This is a genomic window from Polaromonas sp. P3_A5, assembly GCF_056403055.1.
This window is the reverse complement of the sequence record NZ_JBFUGF010000001.1, coordinates 1,418,360-1,441,814: the sequence shown is the minus strand read 5'-3', so window position 1 is coordinate 1,441,814 and position 23,455 is coordinate 1,418,360. Positions and strand designations below refer to the sequence as shown.

The 23,455-nt window shown below is 63.6% G+C and carries 18 protein-coding genes and 1 tRNA gene; 10 read left to right on the top strand and 9 right to left on the bottom strand.

What is annotated here, in order from left to right:
- The first annotated feature begins 142 nt into the window (after nucleotides 1-142).
- A complete protein-coding gene (locus tag AC1DU8_RS06960; protein WP_457280273.1) occupies nucleotides 143-469 on the top strand; it encodes a hypothetical protein in 327 nt (108 codons plus the stop codon).
- A gap of 216 nt (nucleotides 470-685) precedes the next feature.
- Here the strand turns inward: AC1DU8_RS06960 and AC1DU8_RS06955 are convergent.
- From AC1DU8_RS06955 to cysS, 6 genes are all read right to left on the bottom strand, one after another.
- A tRNA-Ser gene (locus AC1DU8_RS06955) sits at nucleotides 686-778 on the bottom strand.
- A gap of 35 nt (nucleotides 779-813) precedes the next feature.
- Nucleotides 814-2,082 (bottom strand): aspartate kinase, encoded by a 1,269-nt coding sequence (locus AC1DU8_RS06950; RefSeq protein ID WP_457280272.1) that lies wholly within the window; start codon nucleotides 2,080-2,082, stop codon nucleotides 814-816.
- Nucleotides 2,083-2,212: 130 nt separating this feature from the next.
- Nucleotides 2,213-3,226: a tRNA lysidine(34) synthetase TilS gene (gene tilS, locus AC1DU8_RS06945; RefSeq protein ID WP_477726577.1), complete on the bottom strand. Its 1,014-nt coding sequence runs from the start codon at nucleotides 3,224-3,226 to the stop codon at nucleotides 2,213-2,215.
- A 32-nt stretch (nucleotides 3,227-3,258) separates the two neighbouring features.
- Nucleotides 3,259-4,239, bottom strand: coding sequence for an acetyl-CoA carboxylase carboxyltransferase subunit alpha (locus tag AC1DU8_RS06940; protein ID WP_092131429.1), 981 nt, complete (start codon nucleotides 4,237-4,239; stop codon nucleotides 3,259-3,261).
- Between the two features lie 27 nt (nucleotides 4,240-4,266).
- Nucleotides 4,267-4,974, bottom strand: a complete 708-nt coding sequence (locus tag AC1DU8_RS06935; protein ID WP_457280269.1) for a DNA-3-methyladenine glycosylase family protein — start codon at nucleotides 4,972-4,974, stop codon at nucleotides 4,267-4,269.
- 76 nt (nucleotides 4,975-5,050) lie between these two features.
- Nucleotides 5,051-6,427: a cysteine--tRNA ligase gene (cysS, locus tag AC1DU8_RS06930; RefSeq protein WP_457280268.1), complete on the bottom strand. Its 1,377-nt coding sequence runs from the start codon at nucleotides 6,425-6,427 to the stop codon at nucleotides 5,051-5,053.
- Nucleotides 6,428-6,749: 322 nt separating this feature from the next.
- Between cysS and AC1DU8_RS06925 the strand changes: the two genes are divergently transcribed.
- From AC1DU8_RS06925 to AC1DU8_RS06885, 9 genes are all read left to right on the top strand, one after another.
- Nucleotides 6,750-7,793 carry a L,D-transpeptidase Cds6 family protein gene (locus tag AC1DU8_RS06925; protein WP_457280267.1) on the top strand — a complete coding sequence of 348 codons (1,044 nt, stop codon included), beginning with the start codon at nucleotides 6,750-6,752 and terminating at the stop codon, nucleotides 7,791-7,793.
- An 86-nt stretch (nucleotides 7,794-7,879) separates the two neighbouring features.
- Nucleotides 7,880-9,124, top strand: coding sequence for a L,D-transpeptidase family protein (locus AC1DU8_RS06920; protein ID WP_457280266.1), 1,245 nt, complete (start codon nucleotides 7,880-7,882; stop codon nucleotides 9,122-9,124).
- Nucleotides 9,124-9,840, top strand: a complete 717-nt coding sequence (locus tag AC1DU8_RS06915; RefSeq protein WP_457280265.1) for a peptidylprolyl isomerase — start codon at nucleotides 9,124-9,126, stop codon at nucleotides 9,838-9,840. The genes AC1DU8_RS06920 and AC1DU8_RS06915 overlap by 1 nt, the downstream gene beginning before the upstream one ends.
- Nucleotides 9,841-9,866: 26 nt before the next feature.
- The gene (locus tag AC1DU8_RS06910; protein WP_457280264.1) at nucleotides 9,867-10,376 is read left to right on the top strand and encodes a peptidylprolyl isomerase; all 510 of its coding nucleotides are present in this window, start codon (nucleotides 9,867-9,869) and stop codon (nucleotides 10,374-10,376) included.
- Between the two features lie 63 nt (nucleotides 10,377-10,439).
- Entirely contained in the window at nucleotides 10,440-11,216 is a 777-nt protein-coding gene (locus AC1DU8_RS06905) for a UDP-2,3-diacylglucosamine diphosphatase (protein ID WP_477701959.1), read from the top strand.
- Nucleotides 11,217-11,253: 37 nt separating this feature from the next.
- Nucleotides 11,254-12,021, top strand: coding sequence for a M90 family metallopeptidase (locus tag AC1DU8_RS06900; RefSeq protein WP_457280262.1), 768 nt, complete (start codon nucleotides 11,254-11,256; stop codon nucleotides 12,019-12,021).
- Between the two features lie 194 nt (nucleotides 12,022-12,215).
- The gene (locus tag AC1DU8_RS06895) at nucleotides 12,216-13,127 is read left to right on the top strand and encodes a hypothetical protein (RefSeq protein WP_477726576.1); all 912 of its coding nucleotides are present in this window, start codon (nucleotides 12,216-12,218) and stop codon (nucleotides 13,125-13,127) included.
- A 164-nt stretch (nucleotides 13,128-13,291) separates the two neighbouring features.
- The gene (locus AC1DU8_RS06890; protein ID WP_457280260.1) at nucleotides 13,292-13,891 is read left to right on the top strand and encodes a sigma-70 family RNA polymerase sigma factor; all 600 of its coding nucleotides are present in this window, start codon (nucleotides 13,292-13,294) and stop codon (nucleotides 13,889-13,891) included.
- Nucleotides 13,888-15,066 carry an ankyrin repeat domain-containing protein gene (locus AC1DU8_RS06885; RefSeq protein ID WP_477726575.1) on the top strand — a complete coding sequence of 393 codons (1,179 nt, stop codon included), beginning with the start codon at nucleotides 13,888-13,890 and terminating at the stop codon, nucleotides 15,064-15,066. The genes AC1DU8_RS06890 and AC1DU8_RS06885 overlap by 4 nt, the downstream gene beginning before the upstream one ends.
- A gap of 107 nt (nucleotides 15,067-15,173) precedes the next feature.
- Here AC1DU8_RS06885 and trhA read toward each other — a convergent pair whose 3' ends face one another.
- From trhA to AC1DU8_RS06870, 3 genes are all read right to left on the bottom strand, one after another.
- Nucleotides 15,174-15,944 carry a PAQR family membrane homeostasis protein TrhA gene (gene trhA / locus AC1DU8_RS06880; protein WP_477726574.1) on the bottom strand — a complete coding sequence of 257 codons (771 nt, stop codon included), beginning with the start codon at nucleotides 15,942-15,944 and terminating at the stop codon, nucleotides 15,174-15,176.
- Entirely contained in the window at nucleotides 15,941-18,778 is a 2,838-nt protein-coding gene (locus AC1DU8_RS06875) for a DUF349 domain-containing protein (RefSeq protein ID WP_477726573.1), read from the bottom strand. The genes trhA and AC1DU8_RS06875 overlap by 4 nt, the downstream gene beginning before the upstream one ends.
- Nucleotides 18,779-19,233: 455 nt before the next feature.
- On the bottom strand, nucleotides 19,234-23,430 hold the full coding sequence (locus AC1DU8_RS06870) for a DUF748 domain-containing protein (RefSeq protein ID WP_477726572.1): 4,197 nt from the start codon (nucleotides 23,428-23,430) through the stop codon (nucleotides 19,234-19,236).
- Between the last annotated feature and the right edge of the window lie 25 nt (nucleotides 23,431-23,455).

Here is a 23,455-nt window from a genome sequence, read left to right as displayed (position 1 = left end):
TTCCGACGAATTTTCTATTGCAATTGATGAAATTATTGAAAACGAAATGCCGTATTAACTAGAGATTGGTTACAACAGAGATAGAAAAATGTAATACTAAAGATCGATAATCAGGAGATTCCTAGAAGAGCTCACATACAACATGAAAATAAACCCGCAGGTAGTGATCGATGAACTTATCGACCACCTCACTGCCCTCGTTCTTCACACGCCTGAGATTGAAAAATTACGGCAGCGAAGAAAAGAGGGCAGGTTCAGCCGGGCTGGTTATCAACTCCTTGGGGCGCTTCCCGACGGTCCCGAAAAGCTCGACTTCATCTGCGAAATCACACTGCAGACGGAGAAGCAGCGCAGTTCATTCCTTGTAAAAGTACTCGGCCAGGCAAGCCATGACGGTTCGCACTGGAAAATCACTGAAATCTATGACGTGGAAGTCGAGCTGGCGGACAGCAGTCCTCCCGTGCCGTAGCAAAGAAAAATGGACGGCCATATTTGCGTGGTCGTTGATTGATTTTCATGCCCGTGCCGGTATCTGACCTGGAAAAGCTTGAGTCCAAGAGCGTGGCAAGGTAACAGCGCGACGGACGCTTCGCGTTGAAAGCAAGGTTACCCATTCTTGAAACAATCGCAGAAATCCGGCGCAAAAAAACCGACTCTGCCCCATGCGGGAGAGAGTCGGTAGTCTTGGCGGAAACGGAGGGATTCGAACCCTCGATGAGGCTCTACACCCCATACTCCCTTAGCAGGGGAGCACCTTCGGCCACTCGGTCACGTTTCCAATAAATCGATTATCTCACGACTTCTCAGCCATTTTCAGGTGGCGGGCTGGTCCAGGTCAAAAGCCTTGTGCAGGGCCCGCACGGCGAGCTCCATGTATTTCTCGTCGATGACGACCGAGGTCTTGATTTCGCTGGTGGAGATCATCTGGATGTTGATGCCCTCTTCGCTCAGCACGCGGAACATCTTGCTGGCGATGCCCACGTGGCTGCGCATGCCGATGCCGACGATGCTGACCTTGCAGATCTTGGCGTCGCCGGTGACTTCCTGCGCGCCCAGCTTGGGCACCACCTGGGTTTTCAGCAGGTCGATGGCTTTGGAGTAATCGTTGCGGTGAACCGTAAAGCTGAAGTCGGTCTTGCCGTCCTTGCTGACGTTCTGGATGATCACGTCGACTTCGATGTTGGCATCGGCCACGGCGCCCAGGATCTGGTACGCGATACCCGGGGTGTCGGGTACGCCGAGCACGGAAATTTTGGCTTCATCGCGGTTGAAAGCGATGCCCGATACGATGGCTTGTTCCATGTTTTCGTCTTCCTCAAAGCTGATCAAAGTGCCTGACTTGGCTTCTTCGTTGATGTCGATGTCCCATTCGGTGAAGCTGGACAGCACACGCAGCGGCACCTTGTATTTGCCGGCAAATTCCACCGAGCGGATCTGCAGCACCTTGGAGCCCATGGAGGCCATCTCCAGCATCTCTTCAAAGCTCACGGTGTGCAGGCGGCGCGCCTCAGGCACCACGCGCGGGTCGGTGGTGTAAACGCCGTCGACGTCGGTGTAAATCAGGCATTCGTGCGCCTTGAGAGCCGCGGCAATGGCCACGGCCGAAGTGTCGGAGCCGCCGCGGCCGAGTGTGGTGACGTTGCCGGCCTCGTCCACGCCCTGGAAGCCGGTGATGATGACGACCTTGCCGGCGTCCAGGTCGGCGCGTACGCGCTCACCGTCGATGGACTCGATGCGGGCCTTGGTGTAGGCATTGTTGGTCTTGATGGTGACCTGCCAGCCGGCGTAGCTCACGGCCTGCATGCCTTCGGCCTGCAGCGCAATGGCCAGCAATGCGCTGGAAGCCTGCTCGCCGGTAGCGGCCAGCGCATCAAGCTCGCGGCCATAAGCATCGCTTGTCCTGGCGGGTGCCAGTTCTTTGGCCAGGCCGAGCAAACGGTTGGTTTCGCCGCTCATGGCACTGGGAACGACCACCATCTGGTGGCCGGCCCGCGCCCACTTGGCCACGCGCTTGGCGACATTGCGGATGCGCTCGGTGGAGCCCATCGACGTGCCGCCGTATTTATGAACGATCAATGCCATTGCAGGATGTCAATCAGGAGTTGTTGCGGATTTTTTGCCGGGAACCTGTGTAAAAGCGCCCGTTTGAGGGCTTTTAACGGCGATTTCGCGCCAGCAAAGCCTTCAATTATACCTAGGGACTACTACCTGGTTAGCTCGCCTTATCCCCTGCAGCCGCATAGTTCAGCACCTGGCCAGTGCGCGTGACATGCCCGGTCGCCACCTTGAGGTGGATCTGGTGCCCGCGCGTGGTGCAGGCGGCGATTTGCAGGAGCAGTTGGTCGAGCTGTGCTGCGCTGGGAGTGGCTTGTTGCAGCGTCAGCCAATAACGCAGCACATTGGCCTGCCGCGGCTGTGACAGGGATTGCAGGGATTTGATCACCGGGGGGGTTCCCACGACAACCAGGTCTTGCTGTGCCACCTCGACCAATAACCCGTGCGCCTGGGCCGCGTGACGCGCGCTGCGTGCAAAGGTTTCGCGAAACTGCGGAAAGGTTTGCGCCAACGCGGGCAGCAGGCGGGCCCGGATGCGGTTGCGTGTGAACTGCTCGTCGGTGTTGGTCGGGTCTTCCACCCAGGTGATGCCGCGCGTCACCAGCCAATCGCGCAGCAATGCCCCGGGCACCGTCAGCAGCGGACGGTAATAGGTCATGCCGTCACGCTCCCATCTCGCCGGCATGGCGGCCAGCCCGGGCAGCCCCGCGCCGCGTGATAACGCCAACAGCATGGTCTCCACCTGGTCATCGGCGTGCTGGGAAATTGCTATGTTTTTAATAGCCGCTTGCGCATATCCTTCCTGGGCTGCAGCCTTAAACGCCGCATAACGTGCCTTGCGCGCCGCGTCTTCCGGACTCTCGCCAGAAGCATGACGGGCGTCCACCCGCTGGACGATTAGCGGCACATTGAGCTGCGCGCAGAGGGCAACGCAGTGCTGCTCAAAGTCGTCGGCCGCCGCCTGCAAGCCGTGATGAATATGAATGGCGTGAACCTGCCCCGGCCATTTCTCGGCGCAGGCTACCAGCAAGGCGACAGAATCGGCGCCGCCGCTGAGCGCAACGGCCAGCGGCAAAGCAGGTTGAAATTGGGAAATCGCAGCGGCCACGGCGATCGCGGCGCTGTCACTCTCGGCCTCAACACCATGGGGTTGCGCATGGTGGCGGGCCATCGTCTTGTCGCTCCAGCTTGTGCCGGGGCGCCTTACTTGCCGGCGTCGGCCTTGGTGTCGGTGAAGCGGCCGTAGCTTTGCAGGCGCTCGTAGCGGCGGTCGAGCAGCTCCTTGACCTTCAGGTCACTGACCTGGCGGAAGGCGTCGTTGAGCGCACGTTTCAGGAAAGCGGCCATTTGCTTGTGGTCGCGGTGGGCGCCGCCCACGGGTTCGTTCACGATCTTGTCGATCACGCCCAGGGCCTTGAGCCGGTGCGCCGTGATGCCCAGCGCCTCGGCGGCTTCCTGCGCCTTGTCGGAGGTTTTCCAGAGGATGGACGCGCAGCCTTCAGGGCTGATGACAGAGTAGATTGAATACTGCAGCATGACCACCTGGTCGGCCACCGAGATGGCCAGCGCGCCGCCGGAGCCGCCTTCGCCGATGATGGTGGTGATGATGGGCACTTCGAGCTGCGCCATCTCAAAGATGTTGCGGCCGATGGCCTCGGACTGGCCGCGCTCTTCGGCGTCAATGCCGGGGTAAGCGCCGGGCGTGTCGACAAAGGTGAACACCGGCAGCTTGAACTTCTCGGCAGTTTTCATCAGGCGCAGGGCCTTGCGGTAGCCCTCGGGCTTGCTCATGCCGAAGTTGCGCAGGCCGCGTTCCTTGGTGTCGCGGCCCTTCTGGTGGCCCAGCACCATGCAGGCGGTGCCGTTGAAGCGCGCCAGGCCGCCCACGATGGACAGGTCGTCGGCAAAATGCCGGTCGCCGTGCAACTCAACAAAATCCGTGAAGATTTCGTTGACGTAATCCAGGGTGTAGGGACGTTCCGCGTGGCGGGCGATCTTGGTGATCTGCCAGGGCGTGAGGTCGCTGTAGATGTCTTTGGTGAGCTGTTGGCTCTTTTTGGCCAGCTGGTCGATTTCTTCAGAGATATCGACAGCCGACTCGGTCTGTACGTAGCGCAGTTCTTCAATTTTTCCTTCAAGCTCCGCAATCGGTTGCTCGAAATCGAGGAAGGTCTTCTTCGCCATGTGCTGCTCCTCAGGGCTTCATGAAACTTAAATTTGCTCGGTACCCGTGGGGGTACCCAGAACCGGTAATGGGTCCAGAGAGCGCCAAATATACCAAGTTGCCACGCTGCAGTAAGGCGACCAGGCGGCGGCCACCTCTCGCGCGTCGCTTCGGCTGACGGATTCACCCGAAAAGTAATTCTGGCTGATGCCGGTGATCAGCCCCACATCGTCCAGCGGCAGGACATTCGGTCGCATCAGGTAAAAAATCAAAAACATCTCGGCCGTCCAGCGGCCGATGCCGCGAATGGCCACCAATTCTTCGATGATGGCCTCATCGTCCATCGCCGCCCAGTCCTTGACGTGGACGGTGCCGGCATCAAAGTGGATCGCCAGGTCCACCAGGTATTCGACCTTGCGGGCGCTCAGCCCGGCCGCGCGCATGTCGTCAACTTTAAGGCGCAGCACATTGGCAGGCGTCACTTTTTTCGGCAACGCCGAAAATTTGGCCCAGACACTTTGCGCCGCCTTGACCGAAATTTGCTGGCCCACGATGCTGCGCGCCAGGGTGCCAAAGGCATCGCCGCGGGTTTGCAGGCAGGCGTCGCCGAACAAGGGAATCAGCCGCTTCATCACGCGGTCTTTTTTCACCAGGTGTTTGCAGGCATCGGCCCAATACTCGGGCACCGTGGTGGCCGGCTCGGGAACGTCGGCCAGCTCGGCGCTGCCCGGGCCGCTTTTCACTATCTTTTTCATAGCTGCTTGCGCCGGTCCTTATTGGTCTGGAGGCCGAAATGGCTTGAAAAACAGGGTGAAAAAACAACCCGGAACCTCACGATTGCACCTCCCAGGTGGTGCCGGCGGGCGAATCCTTCAACACAATGCCTTTGGCCAGCAGGTCCTTGCGGATACGGTCGGCTTCGGCGAAATCTTTTGCCAGCTTCGCAGCTGCCCGCTGCGCGATCAGCTGCTGGACGCTGGCGTCGTCAAGGCCGGCGCCTGCCTGAAGGTAGGCCCCAGGCGCGCCCTGCAGCAGGCCCAGGCAGCCGCCCAGGTTTTTCAACAGCCCTGCGAGTTCGGCAGAGCCCGTCCGGTTGACTTCACCCGCCAGCTCAAACAACACTGCCACGGCCTCCGGCGTTCCGAAGTCTTCGTCCATGGCCGCCTTAAAGCGCTGCGCAAACGGGTGCGCCCAGTCGGTCGGCAGCGCTGCCGGCTTGACGAGATCCAGCGACGTATAAAGCCGCTTGAGCGAGTTGCGCGCATCGTCCAGGTGGGCGTCGCTGTAATTCAGGGCGCTGCGATAGTGGGCGCGAACGATGAAGAACCGCACGGTTTCGGCATCGTATTTGGCCAGTACTTCGCGGATGGTGAAGAAGTTGCCCAGCGACTTGGACATTTTTTCGTTGTCGACGCGCACAAAACCGTTGTGCACCCAGAAGCGGGCCAGCGGCTTACCGTTGGCCGCCTCGCTCTGGGCGATCTCGTTTTCGTGGTGCGGAAACTGCAGGTCCGCGCCGCCGCCGTGAATGTCGAAGGTCTCGCCCAGCGTGCCGCGGCACATGGCCGAGCACTCGATGTGCCAGCCTGGACGGCCGGGGCCATAGGCGCTGTCCCACCTGGCGTCGTCGGGCTCGGTGGGTTTGGCGCTTTTCCAGAGCACAAAGTCCAGCGGGTCTTCCTTGCCGTCGAGCACAGCGACGCGCTCGCCGGCGCGCAGCTCGTCGAGTGACTTGCCCGAGAGCTTGCCGTAGCCGGGAAACTTGCGCACCGCGTAATTCATGTCACCGGTGGAGCCCTTGTAGGCCAGGCCTTTTTCCTCCAGCGTGGCGATCATGCCCAGCATCTGCGGCACGTACTCAGTCGCACGGGGTTCCAGCGATGGAGGCTCTATGCCCAGCGCGCCGATGTCCTGGTGCATGGCCGCGATCATCTCGTCGGTCAGCTGGCGGATGGTGATGCCGCGCTCAACCGCCCGCTTGATGATCTTGTCGTCGATGTCGGTGATGTTGCGCACATACGTAACCTTCAGGCCGCTTGCCTTGAGCCAGCGTTGCACCACGTCGAACGCCATCATCATGCGCGCATGGCCGATGTGACAGAGATCGTAAATCGTCATTCCGCACACATACATGCGCACATGGCCGGGATCAAGCGGGGAAAATTCTTCCACGGCACGCGACAGCGTGTTGTAAATGCGAAGGCTCATGAAAATTATGCTGCGAAGCCTGGCATCGGCCGGAAGCAGCCGGTGGTCAGGCAAAGGAAAGAAGCTTTATCTCACGGACGCCGCGGGCGGGCAAGGGCCATTCGGCGTACACGCGAAAACGTGCGATAAAAACGGAAAGTACGGGATTCTGGGGGCCATGAACTATACCCCCCTCAGTTACAATCGCCCAGTATATCCAGCCCGTCGGACAACGTTCAGCGGCTCCCGGAGCGCCCTGAAAAGCCTGGCTGTTTATGTTGACTTTCCGCCCAACGGCTGCCAAAACAGCACCGGGGGCTTTAAAACAAATCGCGAGAGTGCCATGCCCACGCCAAACTTCCTTACACGCAATCCGCTGTCCGCCGCCCTGCGCATGCTGGCCGTGGCGGTCACCCTGTCGGTGTCCGTTGCCCATGCCGACGACTACGCCGACGTCAGCCGCCTGATGCGTGCCGGCCAGTATGCCGAGGCGCAGGCCAAGGTTGACCAGTACCTCGCCAGCAAGCCGCGCGACCCGCAAATGCGTTTCTTCAAGGGCGTGATCCAGACCGAAACCGGCAAGACCAGCGACGCGATCGCGACCTTCACCAAAATCACCGAAGACTACCCCGAGCTGCCTGAGCCCTACAACAACATGGCCGTGCTGTATGCCGGCCAGAGCCAGTTCGACAAGGCCCGGGCGGCGCTTGAAATGGCGATCCGGACCAACCCCAGCTACGCCACCGCACATGAAAACCTGGGCGACGTCTACGCCAGGCTCGCCAGCCAGGCCTACAGCAAGGCCCTGCAACTCGACGGCGGCAACGCTGCCGTTCCGCCCAAGCTGGCACTGATCCGCACCCTGTTCTCCGCCGAATCAAAAAGCCCGACCAAGCCGGCTGCCGGCGCACCGACGTCTGGCCCGGCCACAACGGCCCCTGCGGCTCCCGCAGCGGCTGCCAAGCCAGCGCCGGCAGCCCCGGTGGCCGCAGCGCCTGCTCCTGCCGCGCCACCGGCAACACCCGTAGCACCGGCTGCCGCCGCAGGCACCGAAAAAGAAGTCGAAGCAGCCGTGCGCAGCTGGGCTCAGGCCTGGTCCGACAAGGACATGAACGGCTACCTCAGCAGCTACGGCCAGAACTTTGCACCTCCCGGCAAGCAGGCACGCAAGGCCTGGGAAGAAGACCGCCGCGCGCGCATCGTCGGCAAGTCGCGCATCAGCGTCAAGCTCTCCGACCTGGCCATCGCCGTACAGGGCGCCAAGGCCACGGCCAGGTTCAAGCAGGACTACAGCGCCGACTCCATCAATATTTCCAGCCGCAAGACGCTGGAGATGGCCAAGGCCGGTGATCGCTGGGTCATCGTCAAGGAATCCACAGGCGGCTGATCGCTGGCGGCCGGCCTGACCCAAGTGCATTGTTCAGCCTGTTCCTGTCCGTCTGTGTTGGCCGGCAAACTTTCGTGGAAGCCCGCATGAAAAAAGCGGCCGCAATGCTTCTCTTCATCGCACCGTCCCTGGTGCTGGCCTTTTCGCCTGCGCGGGCCGAAACCCGCGCGCACACAACCAAGCGGCCCGCCCCGGCAAAAGCCTCCGCCCCGCATGAGGCGCGCGGCGGCGAAGCGGAAGCCCGGTTGATTGAAATCTACAAACTGATCGGCCAGGCAAATTCACGCGAAGCCCTGCGCAAGGCCGAAGGCCTCGTGAAGGACCACCCCAACTTCCAGCTGGCCCAACTGGTTTACGGCGACTTGCTGGCCGGCTTTACACGCCCTGTGCGCACGCCCGGCGATGTTCCAGACGCTGCTGCCAAGGCCGCGGCAGCCCTGCTGGCCGAGTTGCGGCAGGAGTCGCTGCTGCGCCTGCGCGCGCTGCGCGAGAGGCCCGCCCCCGGCCTGGTGCCGTCGCAATTCCTGGTGCTTTCATCGCGTAACAAACACGCCATTGCCGTCGATGCGTCCAGGTCACGCCTTTACCTGTTTGAAAACACCAGCGCGGGCCTCAAACTCGTGGCGGACTATTACATCTCGGTTGGAAAATCCGGTATTGAAAAATCCGTCGAAGGCGACCTGCGCACGCCGGTCGGCGTCTACTACATCACCAGCAACCTGAACCCCAAATCGCTGCGCGACTTTTACGGCTCGGGCGCGCTGCCCATCAACTACCCCAACCAGCTCGATGTCAAGCGCGGCAAGACCGGCGGCGGCATCTGGCTGCACGGGACACCACCGGCGCAGTTTTCCCGGGCACCGCTGTCCACCGACGGATGCGTCGTGCTGGCCAACCCCGACCTGGAGCGCATCATCCGCACCGTCGAGGTGCGCAGCACGCCCGTCGTGATTGCCCACAGCCTCAAATGGGTGGCGCCGCAATCACTGGCGGCCGACACCCGGTCGTTCGAAACCGCGCTGCAAAGCTGGCACCATGCCAAGTCCAGCGGCGACATGGCCAAACTTACAACCTGGTACACACCCGACTTCACAAGCTACGGCAAGACGCTGGCCGAATGGACGCCGCTGCTGCAAAGCGAGCTCAAGCAACTCGGTGGGCGCGACATCCTGCTCAAGGACGTTTCTTACCTGCGCTGGACCGACAGCACCGATACGATGGTGGTAACCTTTGGCGAACTGATCAAGGGCGCCAAAACCGGCCGCACCAAACGCCAGTACTGGATCCGCCAGGGAAACCAGTGGAAGATTTTTTTCGAAGGAACCATTTGATGGCAGTTCACAGGACGTTTGCCGCGCTCGCGGTGTTTTCTCCCTTGCGCCGCGCCACACTCGCAGCAGTAGCGGCGGCGGGCGTGGCCCTCCTGGCCGGTCCGGCGCTCGCGCAAAGCGCACCCAAGGTCAAGTTCGTCACCAGCGAAGGCGACTTCGTGGTCGAGGTCTATCCCGACAAGGCGCCCAAGACCGTTGAAAATTTCCTGCAGTACGTCAAGGACAAACACTACGACGGCACGATTTTCCACCGCGTGATCAGCAACTTCATGGTGCAGGGCGGCGGCTACGACGCCACCTACGCCGAGAAGAAAACCCGCCCGCCGGTGCCGCATGAAGGCCGTGAGGCGCTCGCCAAGGGCGGCCCCAAAAACGTGGTCGGCACCCTGGCCATGGCGCGCACCAACGACCCCAACTCCGCCTCGTCGCAGTTCTTCATCAACGTGAAGGACAACGATTTCCTGAACCCCACGGTGATTCCCCCCGGAGACCCGGTTCCGAAGTTTGAATACCAGGGCCGCGTCTATGAAAACACCCCGCGCGCCCAGCTCGTCAACGCACCCCAGCTCTTTGGCTACACCGTTTTCGGCAAGGTCGTCAGCGGCATGGACGTCGTGAACAGGATCAAGGCCGTGCCCACCGGCGCCGGCGGCCCCTTCCCGACGGACGTTCCCAAGACGCCCGTTCTCATCAAATCAGCAACCCTCGTCAATTAATTGACACAGCCCTACAGGACACCATCATGAGCAATCCCAAAGTAGACCTACACATCGCCGAATACGGCGTCATCACGCTGGAGCTCGACGCCGCCAAGGCACCCAAGACCGTTGCCAACTTCCTGAACTACGTCAACAAGGGCCATTACGCCAACACGGTGTTTCACCGCGTCATCCCGGGCTTCATGGTGCAGGGCGGCGGCTTTGAGCCGGGCATGAAACAAAAGCCTACCGACGGCGAAATCGAGAACGAAGCCAACAACGGCCTGAAGAACAACAACTACACCGTAGCCATGGCGCGTACCAACGCACCGCACTCGGCCAGCTCGCAATTCTTCATCAACGTGGCCGACAACGGCTTCCTGAACCACACCGCACCGAACGCATCGGGCTGGGGTTATGCCGTGTTCGGCAAGGTAGTGGCCGGCACCGACGTCGTCGACAAGATCAAGGCCGTCAAGACCGGCCGCAAGGGCTTCCACGACGACGTTCCGATGGAAGACGTGATCATCCAAAAAGCCGTTGCAGTGGCCTGAGTGCCCTTTCGGGCCGCGCTTGCCGAAATCCAGCCGGTGAACACCCCCCAGGCCGTGCCCCCCATGGCGGAGCTGCCGGCTCCGCCCGTGTGGCGCACGGTCGATTTCATTTCCGACCTGCATTTGCAAGCCTCGGAGCCGGCTACTTTTGCGGCCTGGCAGCACTATCTTGAAACCACGCCGGCCGATGCGGTCTTCATCCTGGGCGACCTCTTTGAAGTCTGGGTCGGCGATGACGCCGTGGAAGGCGACCTGCTGGACCCTGCCGCCGGCTTTGACGCGCGCTGCGTGCAGGCCATGGGCAATGCTGCAGGCCGGCTGGCCCTGTTTTTCATGCACGGCAACCGTGACTTCCTGGTGGGCCAGGCCCTGATGGACCTGTGCAACGCCACTCTGCTGGCAGACCCGACCGTGCTGGTTTTTCCCGCCGGCACCGGGCGGCGCTGGCTGCTGTCGCATGGTGACGCCTTGTGCCTGGACGATGTCGACTACATGAACTTTCGCAGCCAGGTCCGCAGCCCCGAATGGCAACGCACCTTCCTGGCCAGGCCGCTGGCCGAACGCCAGGCGATTGCGCGCGGGCTGCGCGAGCAAAGCGAAGCGCGCAAGAAGTCCGGCGCACAATATGCCGACGTCGACACCCGGGCTGCGCGCCAGTGGCTGCAGGCGGCCAATTCCCGCACGCTGATTCACGGCCACACGCACAAGCCTGCCGTGCATGACCTGGGTGGCGGCCTGTCGCGCGTGGTGCTCAGCGACTGGGACCTGGGCGCCCCGGCGCCGCGCGCGGAAGTGCTGCGCCTGTCCGCAGGCGGGCTGCAAAGGATTGCGCTGTGCTGACCCTTGTTTCATTTCGCTTAACCACAACCTTCATCCCATGCTGAACTGGTTACGAACACTTGGCGGCTCCAAAGCCCCTGCCAAAACCATCCCGGAAACCCTGTGGATGGACACCCTGCTGCAGTTCCCTTTTCTGGCCCGGCGGCCGGTCACCGAGCTGCAAGAGCTGAACGCACTGACCGACAAATTCCTGAAGCAAAAGGAATTCACCGGCGCACACGGCCTGAAGGTCACCGATGAAATGGCGGTCGCGATTGCCGCACAAGCCTGCCTGCCGGTGTTGCACCTGGGCCTGCGCTGGTACGACGACTTCAAGGGCATCGTGGTTCACCCCGGCGCCATGCTGGCGCGCCGCCAGGTCACCGACCAGGCCGGCGTGGTGCACCACTACAGCGAAGAGCTGCTGGGCGAAGCCATGCAGGGCGGCCCCGTCACACTGAGCTGGCAGGACGTGGCGGGCGCGGGCGACTCGGCCGAGCACGGCCACAACGTGGTAATTCACGAATTCATCCACAAGATCGACATGCGCGATGGCGCCGCCGACGGCTGCCCGCCCTTGCCCACGCGCAGTGCCCTCACCTCGTGGCATGCGGTCATGCAGCCGGCTTACGACGGGTTCTGCGAAAAAGTCGCCATGGCCACACGTTTCGGCGCCGAGCCGCCATGGCTGGACAGCTATGGCGCCAGGTCACCGGCCGAATTTTTTGCCGTGGCCTGCGAAGCCTATTTCGTGAACCGCACACGCTTCACGCAGGACTTCGCGCCCCTGACCGTGCTGTTCGACAAGTTTTTTATGCCGAAATAAGCGCCCGGCGGCTTTCCGGCGCCACGCTGACAATTTCGGAGAGACAAATCGCCCCTTAACCCAATCTGAACGGGCGCAAGCAGCTATCAAATACATAGCAACCGGCCGACCCGGTCTGGCCCTTTTCAGGCCGGCTTAACCCCATTTCCCTCGCCCCTTCGTTTCAATGGGCTCCACCACTTTCTGGAGCTCACGTGAAAACCCCCCTTCTTGCCTCTTCGATCCTGCTGGCCATCCTCACCATGGCCGCCCTACCCGCGCAGGCCGTCGGCCGGCTGGCCGATGTGACCGTGATTGACCGCAACACCGGCGCCACACTGCCGCTGTACCACCACCGCGGCGAATACTGGGTGGCCGGCCAGTACGGCGCCAAATACGCCATCGCCGTGCGCAACAAGCTCGGTGAACGGGTACTGGCCGTGACCGCCGTCGACGGCGTGAACGTGCTGAGCGGCGAAACCGCAGCCTGGGACCAGACCGGTTATGTGTTTTCACCCTGGCAGCAGTACCAGGTCACCGGCTGGCGCAAAAGCAGCAGCGAGGTCGCGGCATTTGAATTTTCTGCGCTTGGGGATTCTTACGCCGGCCGCACCGGCAGGCCCGGCAACGTCGGCGTGATCGGTGTGGCGCTCTTCAGGGAGCAAGCTCCCGAGCCGGTCGCCCAGGCGCCCGCCTATTCCGGCCGCAACGAGCGCGAGGCCGACGCATCACTGGGCCTGCGAAACGCCCCCTCGCCTTCATCAGCTCCACCGGCACCTTTGGCGGAATCATCCACCGCCGGAAAATCCGCGCTGGCCGACCGCGCCAGCGGCAGCGCGGAAGCTTCTGCCCTGTCCGAAGGCCGGGTCAGAAGGCTGCCTTCCGCCCCCCTGCCAGCCCCCAAACTGGGCACGGGCCACGGCGCACGGGAAAACTCACTGGTATCGCAGACCACCTTCGCGCGCCTGCAAACACAGCCCAACGAGGTCATCCGCATCCGCTACGACAGCCGCGAGAACCTCATCGCCAGCGGTGTGATCCGCGAACCCGTCGCGCGCAACCCCATCCCTGATCCGTTCCCGCAGTCAGGAAACCCGTCTTATGTGCCTGACCCTCCACGGTATTGAGCCCCCACGTTCGTTCACTTCGTGTAACTCTCTGCCCCCCGAGGGGGCGCTGCGCCTGCGGCCCGGCAAAGCCGGTTCCGCGGCCCCTGCTGGTCTGGAGAGCCCCTGCGCGGTGGTCTGTTGTCGTGAGAAAGATCGCGCGTTGCGCCGTGATAATCTGGTACATGCCCAGCGCCACGCCGACCAACGATGCAGCCGAAGACAGCGACGAATCGCTGATGCTGCGTTATGCGGCCGGGGACATGGCGGCTTTTGATGCGCTGTATGCGCGGCATGAACTGGGCGTGTGGCGCTATGTGTTTCGCAGTGTGCGGGTGCAGGCGGTGGCCGACGACCTGCTGCAGGATGTCTGGTTTGCCGTGGCCCGCAGTGCCGCCACCTATACGGTGACAGCGAAGTTCAAAACGTGGCTGTTCACCATGGCGCACAACCGGATGGTTGATTACTTCCGCACGGCAAAGCAGCACGTCAGCATCGATGGACGCGGCGACGATGAAGAAGGCCTGGGCCTTGGCGATACGCTGGCAGCCGACTCGGGCTTCGGCCCGGTGCGCCGTTTGGAGTCCAGCGAGCAGGCGGCCGCGCTGATTGCCGCGGTCGAACGCTTGCCCCGGGAACAGCGCGAAGCCTTCCTGCTGCAGGCCGAAGCCGGCATGAGCGTGGAAGACATCGCCACCGCGACCGGCGTCAGCTTTGAAACCGCCAAGAGCCGCCTGCGCTATGCCCGGAACAGCCTGCGCCAGCAGCTACAGGAGTTTGCATGACAGAGCCTGATCACAGCCCGCACAGCGACGAGCTGTTGCAGCGCTACCGTGAGGCCAGCGCAGACGACACACGCCGCCCCGGCGCGCATGTGCGTGACGCCGTGCGCGCCCACGCGCAGATGGTGATCGAAGCCGGCAAGCAGGAAGACGCACCACAAGCCGGCGCCACCATCGATGCAGCGCAACGCCCGGCAGCCAACCAGTCGCGCTGGAAAATCTCCGCGCTGGCGGGCTTTGCGCTCGCCGGCCTGACCGGGCTGCTGGTGCTGCAATTTGACCGCGGCACCGACGAGGAAAAAGAACTGGCGTTTGGCCAGCCCAGCGCCACAACACCTTCATCGTCATCGTCATCGTCATCGTCGCCAGCTTCACCGCCGGCAGCTTCGCCATCGAAGGCTCCAGTTCCCGCTCCGGTGGCACCGCAAACAGCCGCCACCGAGGCCGACGCCAAAAAGCGATCTGCCGACATTGCGAAGCCGGTTTCGAAATCACCGGCTCCTGCGGCGCAGGACAAAGCAGTGGCCTCGCCCCCGGTGACTGAACCTGTTGTCCGGCAAAGAGAAGCTGAAGCCGCGCCAGCACTGGCTGCCGCAGCCCCTCCAGCCGCGCCGCCTCCCGCACCAGCGCCCGTTGCCGCGCCCGCGCCTGCCGCCGCCGTCCAGGAAAATGCGCAGCCCTCGATAGCACCACGCGCGGCCGGCGCCGCGGCCGGATCGCTGTCGGCGCCACCAGCGCAGGCTGATATGGCCGCAGCAGCGCCGGCTGTACGCCCCGCACCTGCGGCACCTGCCGCAGCAGCGCCCGCCGCGCCTGCAGCACGCGCCGTAGCGCCTCTACAAAAGCAGGAAAGCACCCTGCAATACCGTGCGCCGCGTGCAGAAGCAGGTGCCGGGCCCAACCGCCTGGCAGGTGCCTTGCAGGAGGCAGCACGCGCAGGACGCCTGGAGCTGCTGGAACGCCTGCTCCAGCAAGGCGCACCCGTCAACGCAGCCGATACAGCTGGCCGCACGCCGCTGATCCTGGCCGTCATGCAAGGCCACACCGCCGTGGTTCAACGCCTGCTGGCAGCCGGGGCCAACCCGGCGCTGGTGGATCAGGAAGGACTCAACGCCCTGCAGCACGCACGGCGGCTTGGCTTTGACGGGATTGCCCACCTGATTGAAGCGGCTTCCTGAGCGCAAGAGCCGCATTGCGCTCGCGGTTTATATGAAAATCGGCCTCTAAACCAATAGAGGTAAGCGCAAGCAGCTATATTTTTAATAGCAGCCGCAGGCCGGGAGTTTCAACCGGCGTAATACAACACCGCCACAAAATGGCAAGCGGTACCGGCCGCGACAAACAGGTGCCACACGAAGTGGCCGTAGCGCAGCCGTGAATCGGTGGCAAAGAAGCCGACACCGAGCGTGTAAAAAAGCCCGCCGGCCACCAGCCAGAAAAGCCCCCAGCCTGGAATCAGCTCCAGCATCGGCTTGATGGCGATCACGGCGATCCATCCCATGGCGAGATAGAGGATGGTGGACAGCCGTGGCCAGCGCACGCCCGCGAAGGCTTTGACGGCCACACCGGCCAGCGCCATGGCCCAGACCAGGCCGAACAGCGTCCAGCCCCAGGGCCCGCGCAGCACGCCCAGCGTGAAGGGCGTGTAGGTGCCGGCAATCAGCAGGTAAATGGCGCCGTGGTCCAACACCTGGAACACCCGCTTGGCACGCATCGCCCGGATGGCAGGCAAGGCGTGGTACAGCATCGAGGTGAAATACAGCACCACCATGGTGGCGGCAAAAACGCAGACTGCCGCCACATCAAGCGCGTCACCGTCGCGCGCGCTGGCGATGACCAGGAAAGGCGCCGACACCAGCGCAGCGAGCAGCGCAACACCGTGGCTCACGCTGTTGGCGATTTCCTCGCCCAGCGTCTGTTGCCGGTCTTCCTGGCCCCCACGCTTTTCACTTCGTGTAATGCGCTGCCCCCCGAGGGGGCTGGACTTGCTTGGGGCGGCCCTGCGCTGCGTCCGCAATACTGCGTCAGCTACGTCAGGGCCTGCCGAATCGGTCATCGCTTGAGCAATGCCTTCAGCACGTTCTGCACACGCCTGGCATTGCCGGCGTCGAAGTCGGCGGCCAGCACCTGGGCGGTGTCTTCGCCCCAGGTCTCGGCTGGTGCGGGCGCATTGCGTTTGGTCAGCAGCTGCAGTTGCAGCATGCGGCGCGCGCTGATGTGCTCGGCGGGCGTGGGCAACTCGGCGGCAATTTCCAGGCGCAGCAGCGCTTCGGAAGCGTCCTTGCCCGAGGGCGTGCTGACGGCCTGCACCCAGCGGTTGCGCACGGCCGGCGCCACGGCTTTGCCCAGGTCCTGCGCGCTCGGCAGCTGTGCCGGGTCGCGCTTTTCCCAGGCGGTCAGCAAGTGCGTCAGCACTTCGCCATGCGCCTGCATCGCGAGTTTCTTGAGCGCCTGGTTGGCGGCTTCAAAGGCTTCGCGCTGGGCGCGGAAGGCCGCATCGCCCAGGCGTGGGCCGCGCTCTTCGAATGCAGGGCGTGCATTGCGGTCGCCACGGTCAGCGCCGCGCGGGCCGCGGTCATCGCGGCCTTCACGATAAGGCTCAAACTTGTTGTCTGTGCTTTGGCGCGGGCCGCCGGGCTTGCTGCCCGGGCGCGAATCCTTGCGGTCGCCAAACTTGCCGCCGCGTCCGGCCGCTGCGGGCTCAGGTTTCTTCATGCCCGGGCGGTCGTCGCCGCGCCGTGCTACCACGGGTTTGGGTGCGGGCTTGGGCGCGGGTGCCGGTTCGGCAGGCGCACTCGCCGGCTCGCTGGATTCGGCAAATTCGGTGGCCGCCGCTTCGCTGGCGGCTTCCGTGGCAGCAGGTGCATCTGCTACGTTTTCAGTAGCTGCTTGCGCAGGCTCCGCGGGCGCTACAGCTTCATTTTGCGTAGAAACCGGCGCGGCATTCGCATCGGCCAGTGCAGCCTCAACAGACGCTGCCGCCGGAGCAGCAACCGGTGCAGGCACAGGCACTTGCCCGCGCACAATCGCTTCCAGTGCCTTGGCAGCCGCGTGGATTTTCTGCACATCACCGCTGGCGGTGGCAGCTTCAACGGCCTTGGAGGCGTCCAGCACCATGCGGTCGTATTCGCCCAGCGCCGCAGCGGCTTTTTCGCGTTCGGCAGTCTTGCGCTGGAAGGCATCGTCGATGGGTTTGCGGAAGGCATCCCACATCTTTTGCTCTTGTTTGCGCTCGACCGGGACGGCCTGCGCTTCATGCTGCCAACGCTGTTGCAGCGACTTGACGGCGTCGATGCGCAACATCGGCTCGGCGCCCAGCACATTGGCTTCTTCAATCATGGCCTTGCGGCGTGCAATGCTGTCGTGGCGCGCAGCGGTCAGCGGAGCGTCTGCGGCGTCCATCGCGGCTTTCCATTGCGGCTGGATTTCGGCAAACGCCTTTTCACCCAGATGACCGGCTTCACGCCATTTTTCGACAAAGCCATTGAGGCTGCGGATGTGGTGCTTCCAGTCGGTGTTGCCCTTGTTGGCTTCGGCCCAAGCCAGCACTTCGTCGATCAGCAGCTTGCGCTCGGCCTTGACGGTTTCGCTTTGTTCTTTGACCTTCTCCAGCCAGGCCTCAACAACCTTGTGCGCTTCGTTGCAGGCATCGTCAAAACGCTTCCACAGCGCGTGGTTGGGCGTGCCGCCCTGGTCGCTGGTCTTCCACTGCTCGCGCATGGCGCGCAGGGCTTCCTGTTGCTTGCGTCCGCCCAGCGGCTTGGCCACCAGGGCCTCGGCTTTCACGACCAACTCTTCGCGGATCTGGTCGGCGCGCCAGCGCTGCCAGCCTTCGAGTTCGCCGGCAGCCGTCAATGCGGCGTGCGCGGCGGCTTCGAGCTTGCTGTCGATGTTGCGGATATGTTCCTTGAGCGCATGGCGCAGGTCGGCCGCTACCTTGGGGGTGGACTTGCCATGGCCTTCGGTGACTTCGTGCTCAAGCCGTGCCAGCGCTTCCTGCACGATGGCCGACGATTTTTCGCGCATGTCTTTGAGCACGGCCGGGTCGATCTTGGCCTTGGGCGCACGTGCAGGCTGCTCACCCGCTGCAGGGGGCAGGCCACGCGCGGCGCGCAGCTCGTCGGCCCACACCGGCACTGCGGGCAGCGGCGCCGCCGTATCTTCAGCAGCCTTCTGGGCCTGCGCGAGCGCGCCTTGAAAGGCTTCCCACACGGCGAGCAGCTGCGCGCGCGATGCGTCGAGCAGCGGAGGGAACTTGGCGTCCACACTGGCCCAATTGGCGTCGTGCGTGATGTCATCGGCCTGCGACTGCCAGTGCGTGACGTCACCGCGCAGGGATTCGAGAGCCGCTTCGGCATCACGCCAGGGCTTGAGCGACAGCACTTCGGTGCGCTGGGCCAGCAGCACGGCGGCTTCGCGCTGCACCTGGGTGCGGTGCTGCAGGTCTTCAATGGTCTTGACACGGTCGGCCAGCTGCACTTTCAAACCGGCCAATGGCTCTTTGGACAGCGGCGCGCCGGCCTTGGCGGCGTCGCGCTGCCAGGCCAGGGCGTCGGCCAAGTTGAGCTTGGGCACGGCCAGCAGCGCCTGGGCTTTGTCGGCCCACTCGGCGGCCACGGCCTCCTGGCCCTTGCTGCGCTTGAGCTCGTCGAGCTTTTCTTTCAGCGGCTTCGCGGCGCCCTTGTCGCGGTTGGCCAGGTCTTTATAGACCTCGGCCATCTGCTCTGCCGACGGCTCAGTCGCCAGCCAGGTGCGGATGCGCGCCGTGCGTTCACCGGATGTGGGCGCAGAGAAAGCGCCGCCGGTCAGGCCGTCCAGCGGATGGGCTTCAGCCTGCTTGGTGGTGGGCGTTTTCACGGCGGGGGTTTCAGGTTTGGAAGATTTAAACATGGGAACGCAAGGTCAAAAAATAAGTGCCACCAGCCGCAAGGCTCCCCGGGGAATGGAGGACTTTGCGGGCGGCAGCGGGTGTTGGATTGGATGGGGGGCCGGCGCCGCAACCCGTGTTGCGCGCCCAGGCCCAAAGGCCCCATAAAAGCTTTATCAATAAAGCACTGACGCTATTTTCGCTGTTTTAAGAGCCTGTTCATGATCTATTTGGGGCCACGCAGGCATTTTTTCGGGATGGGATGCAAGGCGCGGTGCGCTGCCAATAGCCCCGCTATTGGCGAGCAGCGCAACGCCGCAGACCGCCCGAAAAAATGCCTGCCCTTCGGGTTGGGGTGAAATCGGGCGATTTGGCGCCCCGTTCCCTTGCATGGGCAGTAGCCCATGCGGCGGGATCCGGGCCACCAACTCATCCCGATTGCACCCCAACGTGGCCTCAAATAGATCATGAACAGGCTCTAAGGCATCGCCAAATTCAGCTCCGCGCGCGGTGTCCATTTGGCCTCCGGCGGCACGGCTTTGGCGGCCCCCAGAAAGAGCCTTTCAGGCGGTAAATCGCGCGAAGCCAGGTAGTCTTTCACCGCCACGCCGCGCTGCACGGCGAGCTCGCGCATGGCGTCGTCATTCACTTTAATGTCGGCCAGCAGCAGCTTTTCCATCTCGGGCACGGGCAGGTCTTTGGCCAGGCCGACCAGGTTGCGCGGCTTGGGCATGTCGGCGCGTTTATAGACTTCCTTGAGCAAGGCCGGATATTCGGCCGGGCTGATGCTGACTGCCGCCGTCGCGGTGCCGCCCTCTTTGGCCGTGGCGCGGCGCTTTTCAGCGCGCACCAGGGCGTCGAGCCGCTCGCGTTTGAAACCGTCGCGCTCGGCGTCGACACTGCTGGTGCCCACCACGGTGAGCCGCAGCGATGGCCGGTCAACCAGCGCCTTGGCCACCTTGTCGAGGCCGGCTTTAGCCTCCGGGCCCAGCTCGGCGCTGCCGGCGGCAAAGCCCACGGTGCTGAGTTCTTCCCCGCCGCCGCCCAGCGCATTCGCCAGCAGGCTGAAAGGCGCGGTGATGGCTTTCACGATCACGTTGAGGATGACCTTGACGATGATGGGCCCGAGGCTGAACTGCGGGTCATTGAGCGAACCGCTGATGGGCAGGTCGATGTCGATCACGCCGTTGCGGTCGGCCAGCAGCGCCACCGCCAGCTTGACCGGCAGGCTGGCCGTGGAGCCCTCCACCTTGTCGCCAAAGCTGAGCTGGTTCAGGATGACCTTGTTGGTAGCGGTAAGCCGCCCGTCGGGTTGCACCACATAGCCCACGTCCACGCTGAGCTTGCCGCGGTTGATGCCGTAACCCGAGTACTTGACCGAGTACGGCGACAGCGGCGGCAGCTCAAGGTCGCGCACCTTGCCCTTGATGTCGAGCGCCAGCGGCTTGGCCAGCGGGTTGAGCTTGCCGAGGATTTCCAGCGAAGCCGTGCCTTCGGCGCGCCCGCGCAGCTCGAGGTCGGCCATGTTGGGCACGGTGGCCGTGGTACCCGGCACGGTGGGCGCCACCGATGAAAAAGCACTGAGCTTGCCGGTCAGGTCGCTCAGGTCGGCCGAGTAGTTGGGCTTGACGAAACGGTCGGAGAACAACACCTTGCCGTTGATCAGGCTGATCGGGCCGAAGTTGACGATGGGCGGCGGGGAGCCGCCAGCCGCCGCGGCGGGGGCCGTCGGGCTGACCGGTGCCGCGGACACGAATTTTGAGCCTTTTGGGCCACTGGACCGCAATGGTTGTGCGCCGGAAGCTATCGTTTCAGTAGCAGATGAAGCTTGCGGTGAAGATGACGCCGATGATGGCGAAAGGGCCAGGGTGGCCGTTCCGCCTTCCGCACTGGCGGCCACGGCGTCTTTGCCGGGCTTCACCAGGTTCTGCAGATTGATGCGGCCATCGGGCAGGATGATCACGCGTGCAAAGAAGTCGGTGAGCACGGTTTCCCGCACGTCCACCCGGGTGGCCTTGGCCGGGTCCAGCGCCACATTCAGGCCGCGCAGGTTCAGGGCCTTCCAGGCGAGCAGGTCTTCGCTGGGCGCCAGCGTGTTGGCGCGGAACTCTTCCAGCGACACATCACCGGCCACCTGCGCCTGCGGGCCGGCCGGTGTCTGCCGGTAAGACACGCGCCCCTTGAAGCTGGCATCTGCGCGCAGCAGTTCGATGTTGAGTACATCGGCAAGGTAGGGCTCGAAGGCCTGCACCGGCAGCCTGTCGACCACCAGCCGGCCCTGCGCCTGCACCGGACTCAAGCCGAGATTGCCGTTGAAGTCGACCTTGCCGGGTTCAAACCGGCCGGTGGCCAGGCGCAGGGAGGCGGTCAGCGGCATGGGTTTGGCGGCTTGCGCTTTGGCGTCCGGCCTGTCGTCCAGCACCAGTCCGCCCAGCTGGGCTTTGGCGGCGGTCACTTCAAACGCCACCGGCTTGCTACCCGACTGGTCGGAAAACGACATGGCGCCGCCGTCCAGCTGCACATCGGCAATGGCCACGGCCCATGAAGGCGCCGCCGCGCGTGTTGCCGCGTCGGTAGGGGGCGGCGCCGGCGTTGCGGTGCCCGGGCTCGCCATCCAGCGCTGGTACATCCAGCGCTTGTCGGTGTCGCGGTCAACCTTGGCCTTGGGCTGGTCCAGCTGCATTTTGGCGGCCTTGAAGGACTGGCCTGTCACGTCGATGTCAACCTGCGCGAGTTCGACACGCTTGACGGACACCAGCGACACCTTGCCCTGCGCCAGCAGGATGTCGCTGACAGCCAGTTGCGGGGCGGTGACCTGCAACTGCTGCGGCTTGTCACCGCTGGGCGCCTGCCAGTTCACGCCGAGCTGGGCGTCCAGTTGCCCGTTCAGCGCCGGCAGCAGGAACTGGCCGACGTATTTGGCGGCCATGCCCAGGGGCCAGGCGGCCACGGTGGCCGTAGCCTGGGCGGCCTGGTCGGTGGCTGTGCCGCTAAAGGTGAGCAGCGCCGGTGTTGCAATCGCTTGCGCAGTGGATGCCGCAGATGAGGCCGATGTTTTGGCCGGTTGTTTGGCGCCGGTTTTTGCCGGCGCGGGTGCCGGCGCTATGGCTGCTGGCTCCAGTCCCAGCGAACCATTGAACCGCAGGGGCGCGTTAGCCGCAAAAGGCATGGCGATGCCGGAGGCATCGAGCGTCAGCCCAGCCAGGCGGATGTCAGCGGGTGAGGCCAGTGATTCGTCCAGCCAGTTCACACGGCCGGCACGCACCGCCACGCGGGCGATCTGCACTTTCCAGGGGGCGGACGAAGGCGTGGTTTTAGTTGAAGGTGCAGACGCCGGGGCGCCAGCCGAAGCCGCACCGGCAGGTGCCTGGGCTTGAATATCGGAAGAGTTTTGGCCTGTAGCCCTTTCTGGCTGTGCGCCACCAGCTCCTTTTTTAATAGCATCCGGCGCAGGCGACAGCAGATTCAGCCGCCCTGCCCGGTCCCGGGCGAGGGACAACGTGGGGGCCGTGAGCTCCACCGCAGACAGTTTGACGAACTGCTCCAGCGGGCGCACGTCGTCCATCGTGATCTGCAGGCGCTCAAAGGCCAGCAAGTCGGCGCGGGCCGGTGGCTGGGCTTCGCCGTCTGCAGCGCGCTTGCCGGATGCACCGGGTTTTGCAGCCCGCGCCGGCGCCACAGCCGGCGACTGCCCGACCGTTTGCGCGGCCAGCACACGAACCTTTTCCGCCGTCACGGTTCCGGAAATTCGCACCACCGTGGCGGGTGTCTGCTCAAACGCGACTTTGGCGTCGGCATGCAGCACCGCGCTTTGCAGCCTGACGGGCAGGCTCGCCGGCCAGTACGCCAGGTAAGGGTTCAGGTCAAAACCGCGCAGCGTGAAGGTGGCGTCGGTTTTGTGGGTCTGGGCAAAGGGCGTGCCTTCGGCAGCGGTGTCAAAGCTGCTGCCATTGAGCTTGAAGGCCAGGTGCGGCGAGGTTTTGACCTCTCGCTGGGATTTGAGGTTGCTCAGGAAAGGCACCGACAGGCCCAGCTCCCGCAGTTCATGGGTCTTGCCGACGGACTGGTCGGTGAAGTCCATGCGCCCGCCGCTGACGACGATGTTGTAGACCGCGAACTTCGGCGGGTCGCCGGCAGGGGCATCTGCGGGTGTTTTGAAGCGCTCCAGGATGTCGTCGGTGTCGTAACGGCCCTCACCTTGATGGGTAAGAAACGCGATGGGTTCGTCCACCTGAACAGCGTCGGCCACTGGGGCGAGGCGAAGCAGGGACTCCAGCTCTGCATCTATATATAGGCGCTTGACGGAAAACTGGGGCGTTGCCTGGGGAGAAGCTGCCGAAGCGCCACCCACAGGGCCGGCACGGGCGATGGCCAGGTCGCGAAGAGTCAGTTCGAGCGACCAGGGCTTGAAGTCGACCTCGCCCACAGTGACCTGCCGGCCCAGCTTTTCAGAGGCGATCTTCTCCAGTTGCGATTTCAGGATGGGCGGCACGGCCGCATAGGCCACCACCCACAACACCACCAAGCTGCCCACCGCCCAGGCCGCGCGACGCTGCCAGAGCGGCGACCGGCCCACAGCGGCCGCCCGTGCCGGCAGGGTTTTGCCGATTTCCCGCCAATTGGTCTCGCGCCAGTTGAATTCCTGCCATTTTTTCTTCAAATCTTTGATTGCCATAGCCGTCGAGTTTTTAGCGCCGGGG

Bases quoted from the DNA above. Each gene is read 5' to 3' on its own strand.
- AC1DU8_RS06925 (WP_457280267.1), top strand. From the start codon at position 6,750: ATGCCCACGCCAAACTTCCTTACACGCAATCCGCTGTCCGCCGCCCTG.
- AC1DU8_RS06900 (WP_457280262.1), top strand. From the start codon at position 11,254: ATGCTGAACTGGTTACGAACACTTGGCGGCTCCAAAGCCCCTGCCAAA.
- AC1DU8_RS06935 (WP_457280269.1), bottom strand. From the start codon at position 4,974: ATGAAAAAGATAGTGAAAAGCGGCCCGGGCAGCGCCGAGCTGGCCGAC.
- AC1DU8_RS06940 (WP_092131429.1), bottom strand. From the start codon at position 4,239: ATGGCGAAGAAGACCTTCCTCGATTTCGAGCAACCGATTGCGGAGCTT.
- tilS (WP_477726577.1), bottom strand. From the start codon at position 3,226: ATGGCCCGCCACCATGCGCAACCCCATGGTGTTGAGGCCGAGAGTGAC.
- AC1DU8_RS06915 (WP_457280265.1), top strand. From the start codon at position 9,124: ATGGCAGTTCACAGGACGTTTGCCGCGCTCGCGGTGTTTTCTCCCTTG.
- AC1DU8_RS06950 (WP_457280272.1), bottom strand. From the start codon at position 2,082: ATGGCATTGATCGTTCATAAATACGGCGGCACGTCGATGGGCTCCACC.
- cysS (WP_457280268.1), bottom strand. From the start codon at position 6,427: ATGAGCCTTCGCATTTACAACACGCTGTCGCGTGCCGTGGAAGAATTT.
- AC1DU8_RS06905 (WP_477701959.1), top strand. From the start codon at position 10,440: ATGGCGGAGCTGCCGGCTCCGCCCGTGTGGCGCACGGTCGATTTCATT.
- AC1DU8_RS06960 (WP_457280273.1), top strand. From the start codon at position 143: ATGAAAATAAACCCGCAGGTAGTGATCGATGAACTTATCGACCACCTC.
- AC1DU8_RS06875 (WP_477726573.1), bottom strand. From the start codon at position 18,778: ATGTTTAAATCTTCCAAACCTGAAACCCCCGCCGTGAAAACGCCCACC.
- AC1DU8_RS06885 (WP_477726575.1), top strand. From the start codon at position 13,888: ATGACAGAGCCTGATCACAGCCCGCACAGCGACGAGCTGTTGCAGCGC.
- AC1DU8_RS06920 (WP_457280266.1), top strand. From the start codon at position 7,880: ATGAAAAAAGCGGCCGCAATGCTTCTCTTCATCGCACCGTCCCTGGTG.
- AC1DU8_RS06870 (WP_477726572.1), bottom strand. From the start codon at position 23,430: ATGGCAATCAAAGATTTGAAGAAAAAATGGCAGGAATTCAACTGGCGC.
- AC1DU8_RS06890 (WP_457280260.1), top strand. From the start codon at position 13,292: ATGCCCAGCGCCACGCCGACCAACGATGCAGCCGAAGACAGCGACGAA.
- AC1DU8_RS06910 (WP_457280264.1), top strand. From the start codon at position 9,867: ATGAGCAATCCCAAAGTAGACCTACACATCGCCGAATACGGCGTCATC.
- trhA (WP_477726574.1), bottom strand. From the start codon at position 15,944: ATGACCGATTCGGCAGGCCCTGACGTAGCTGACGCAGTATTGCGGACG.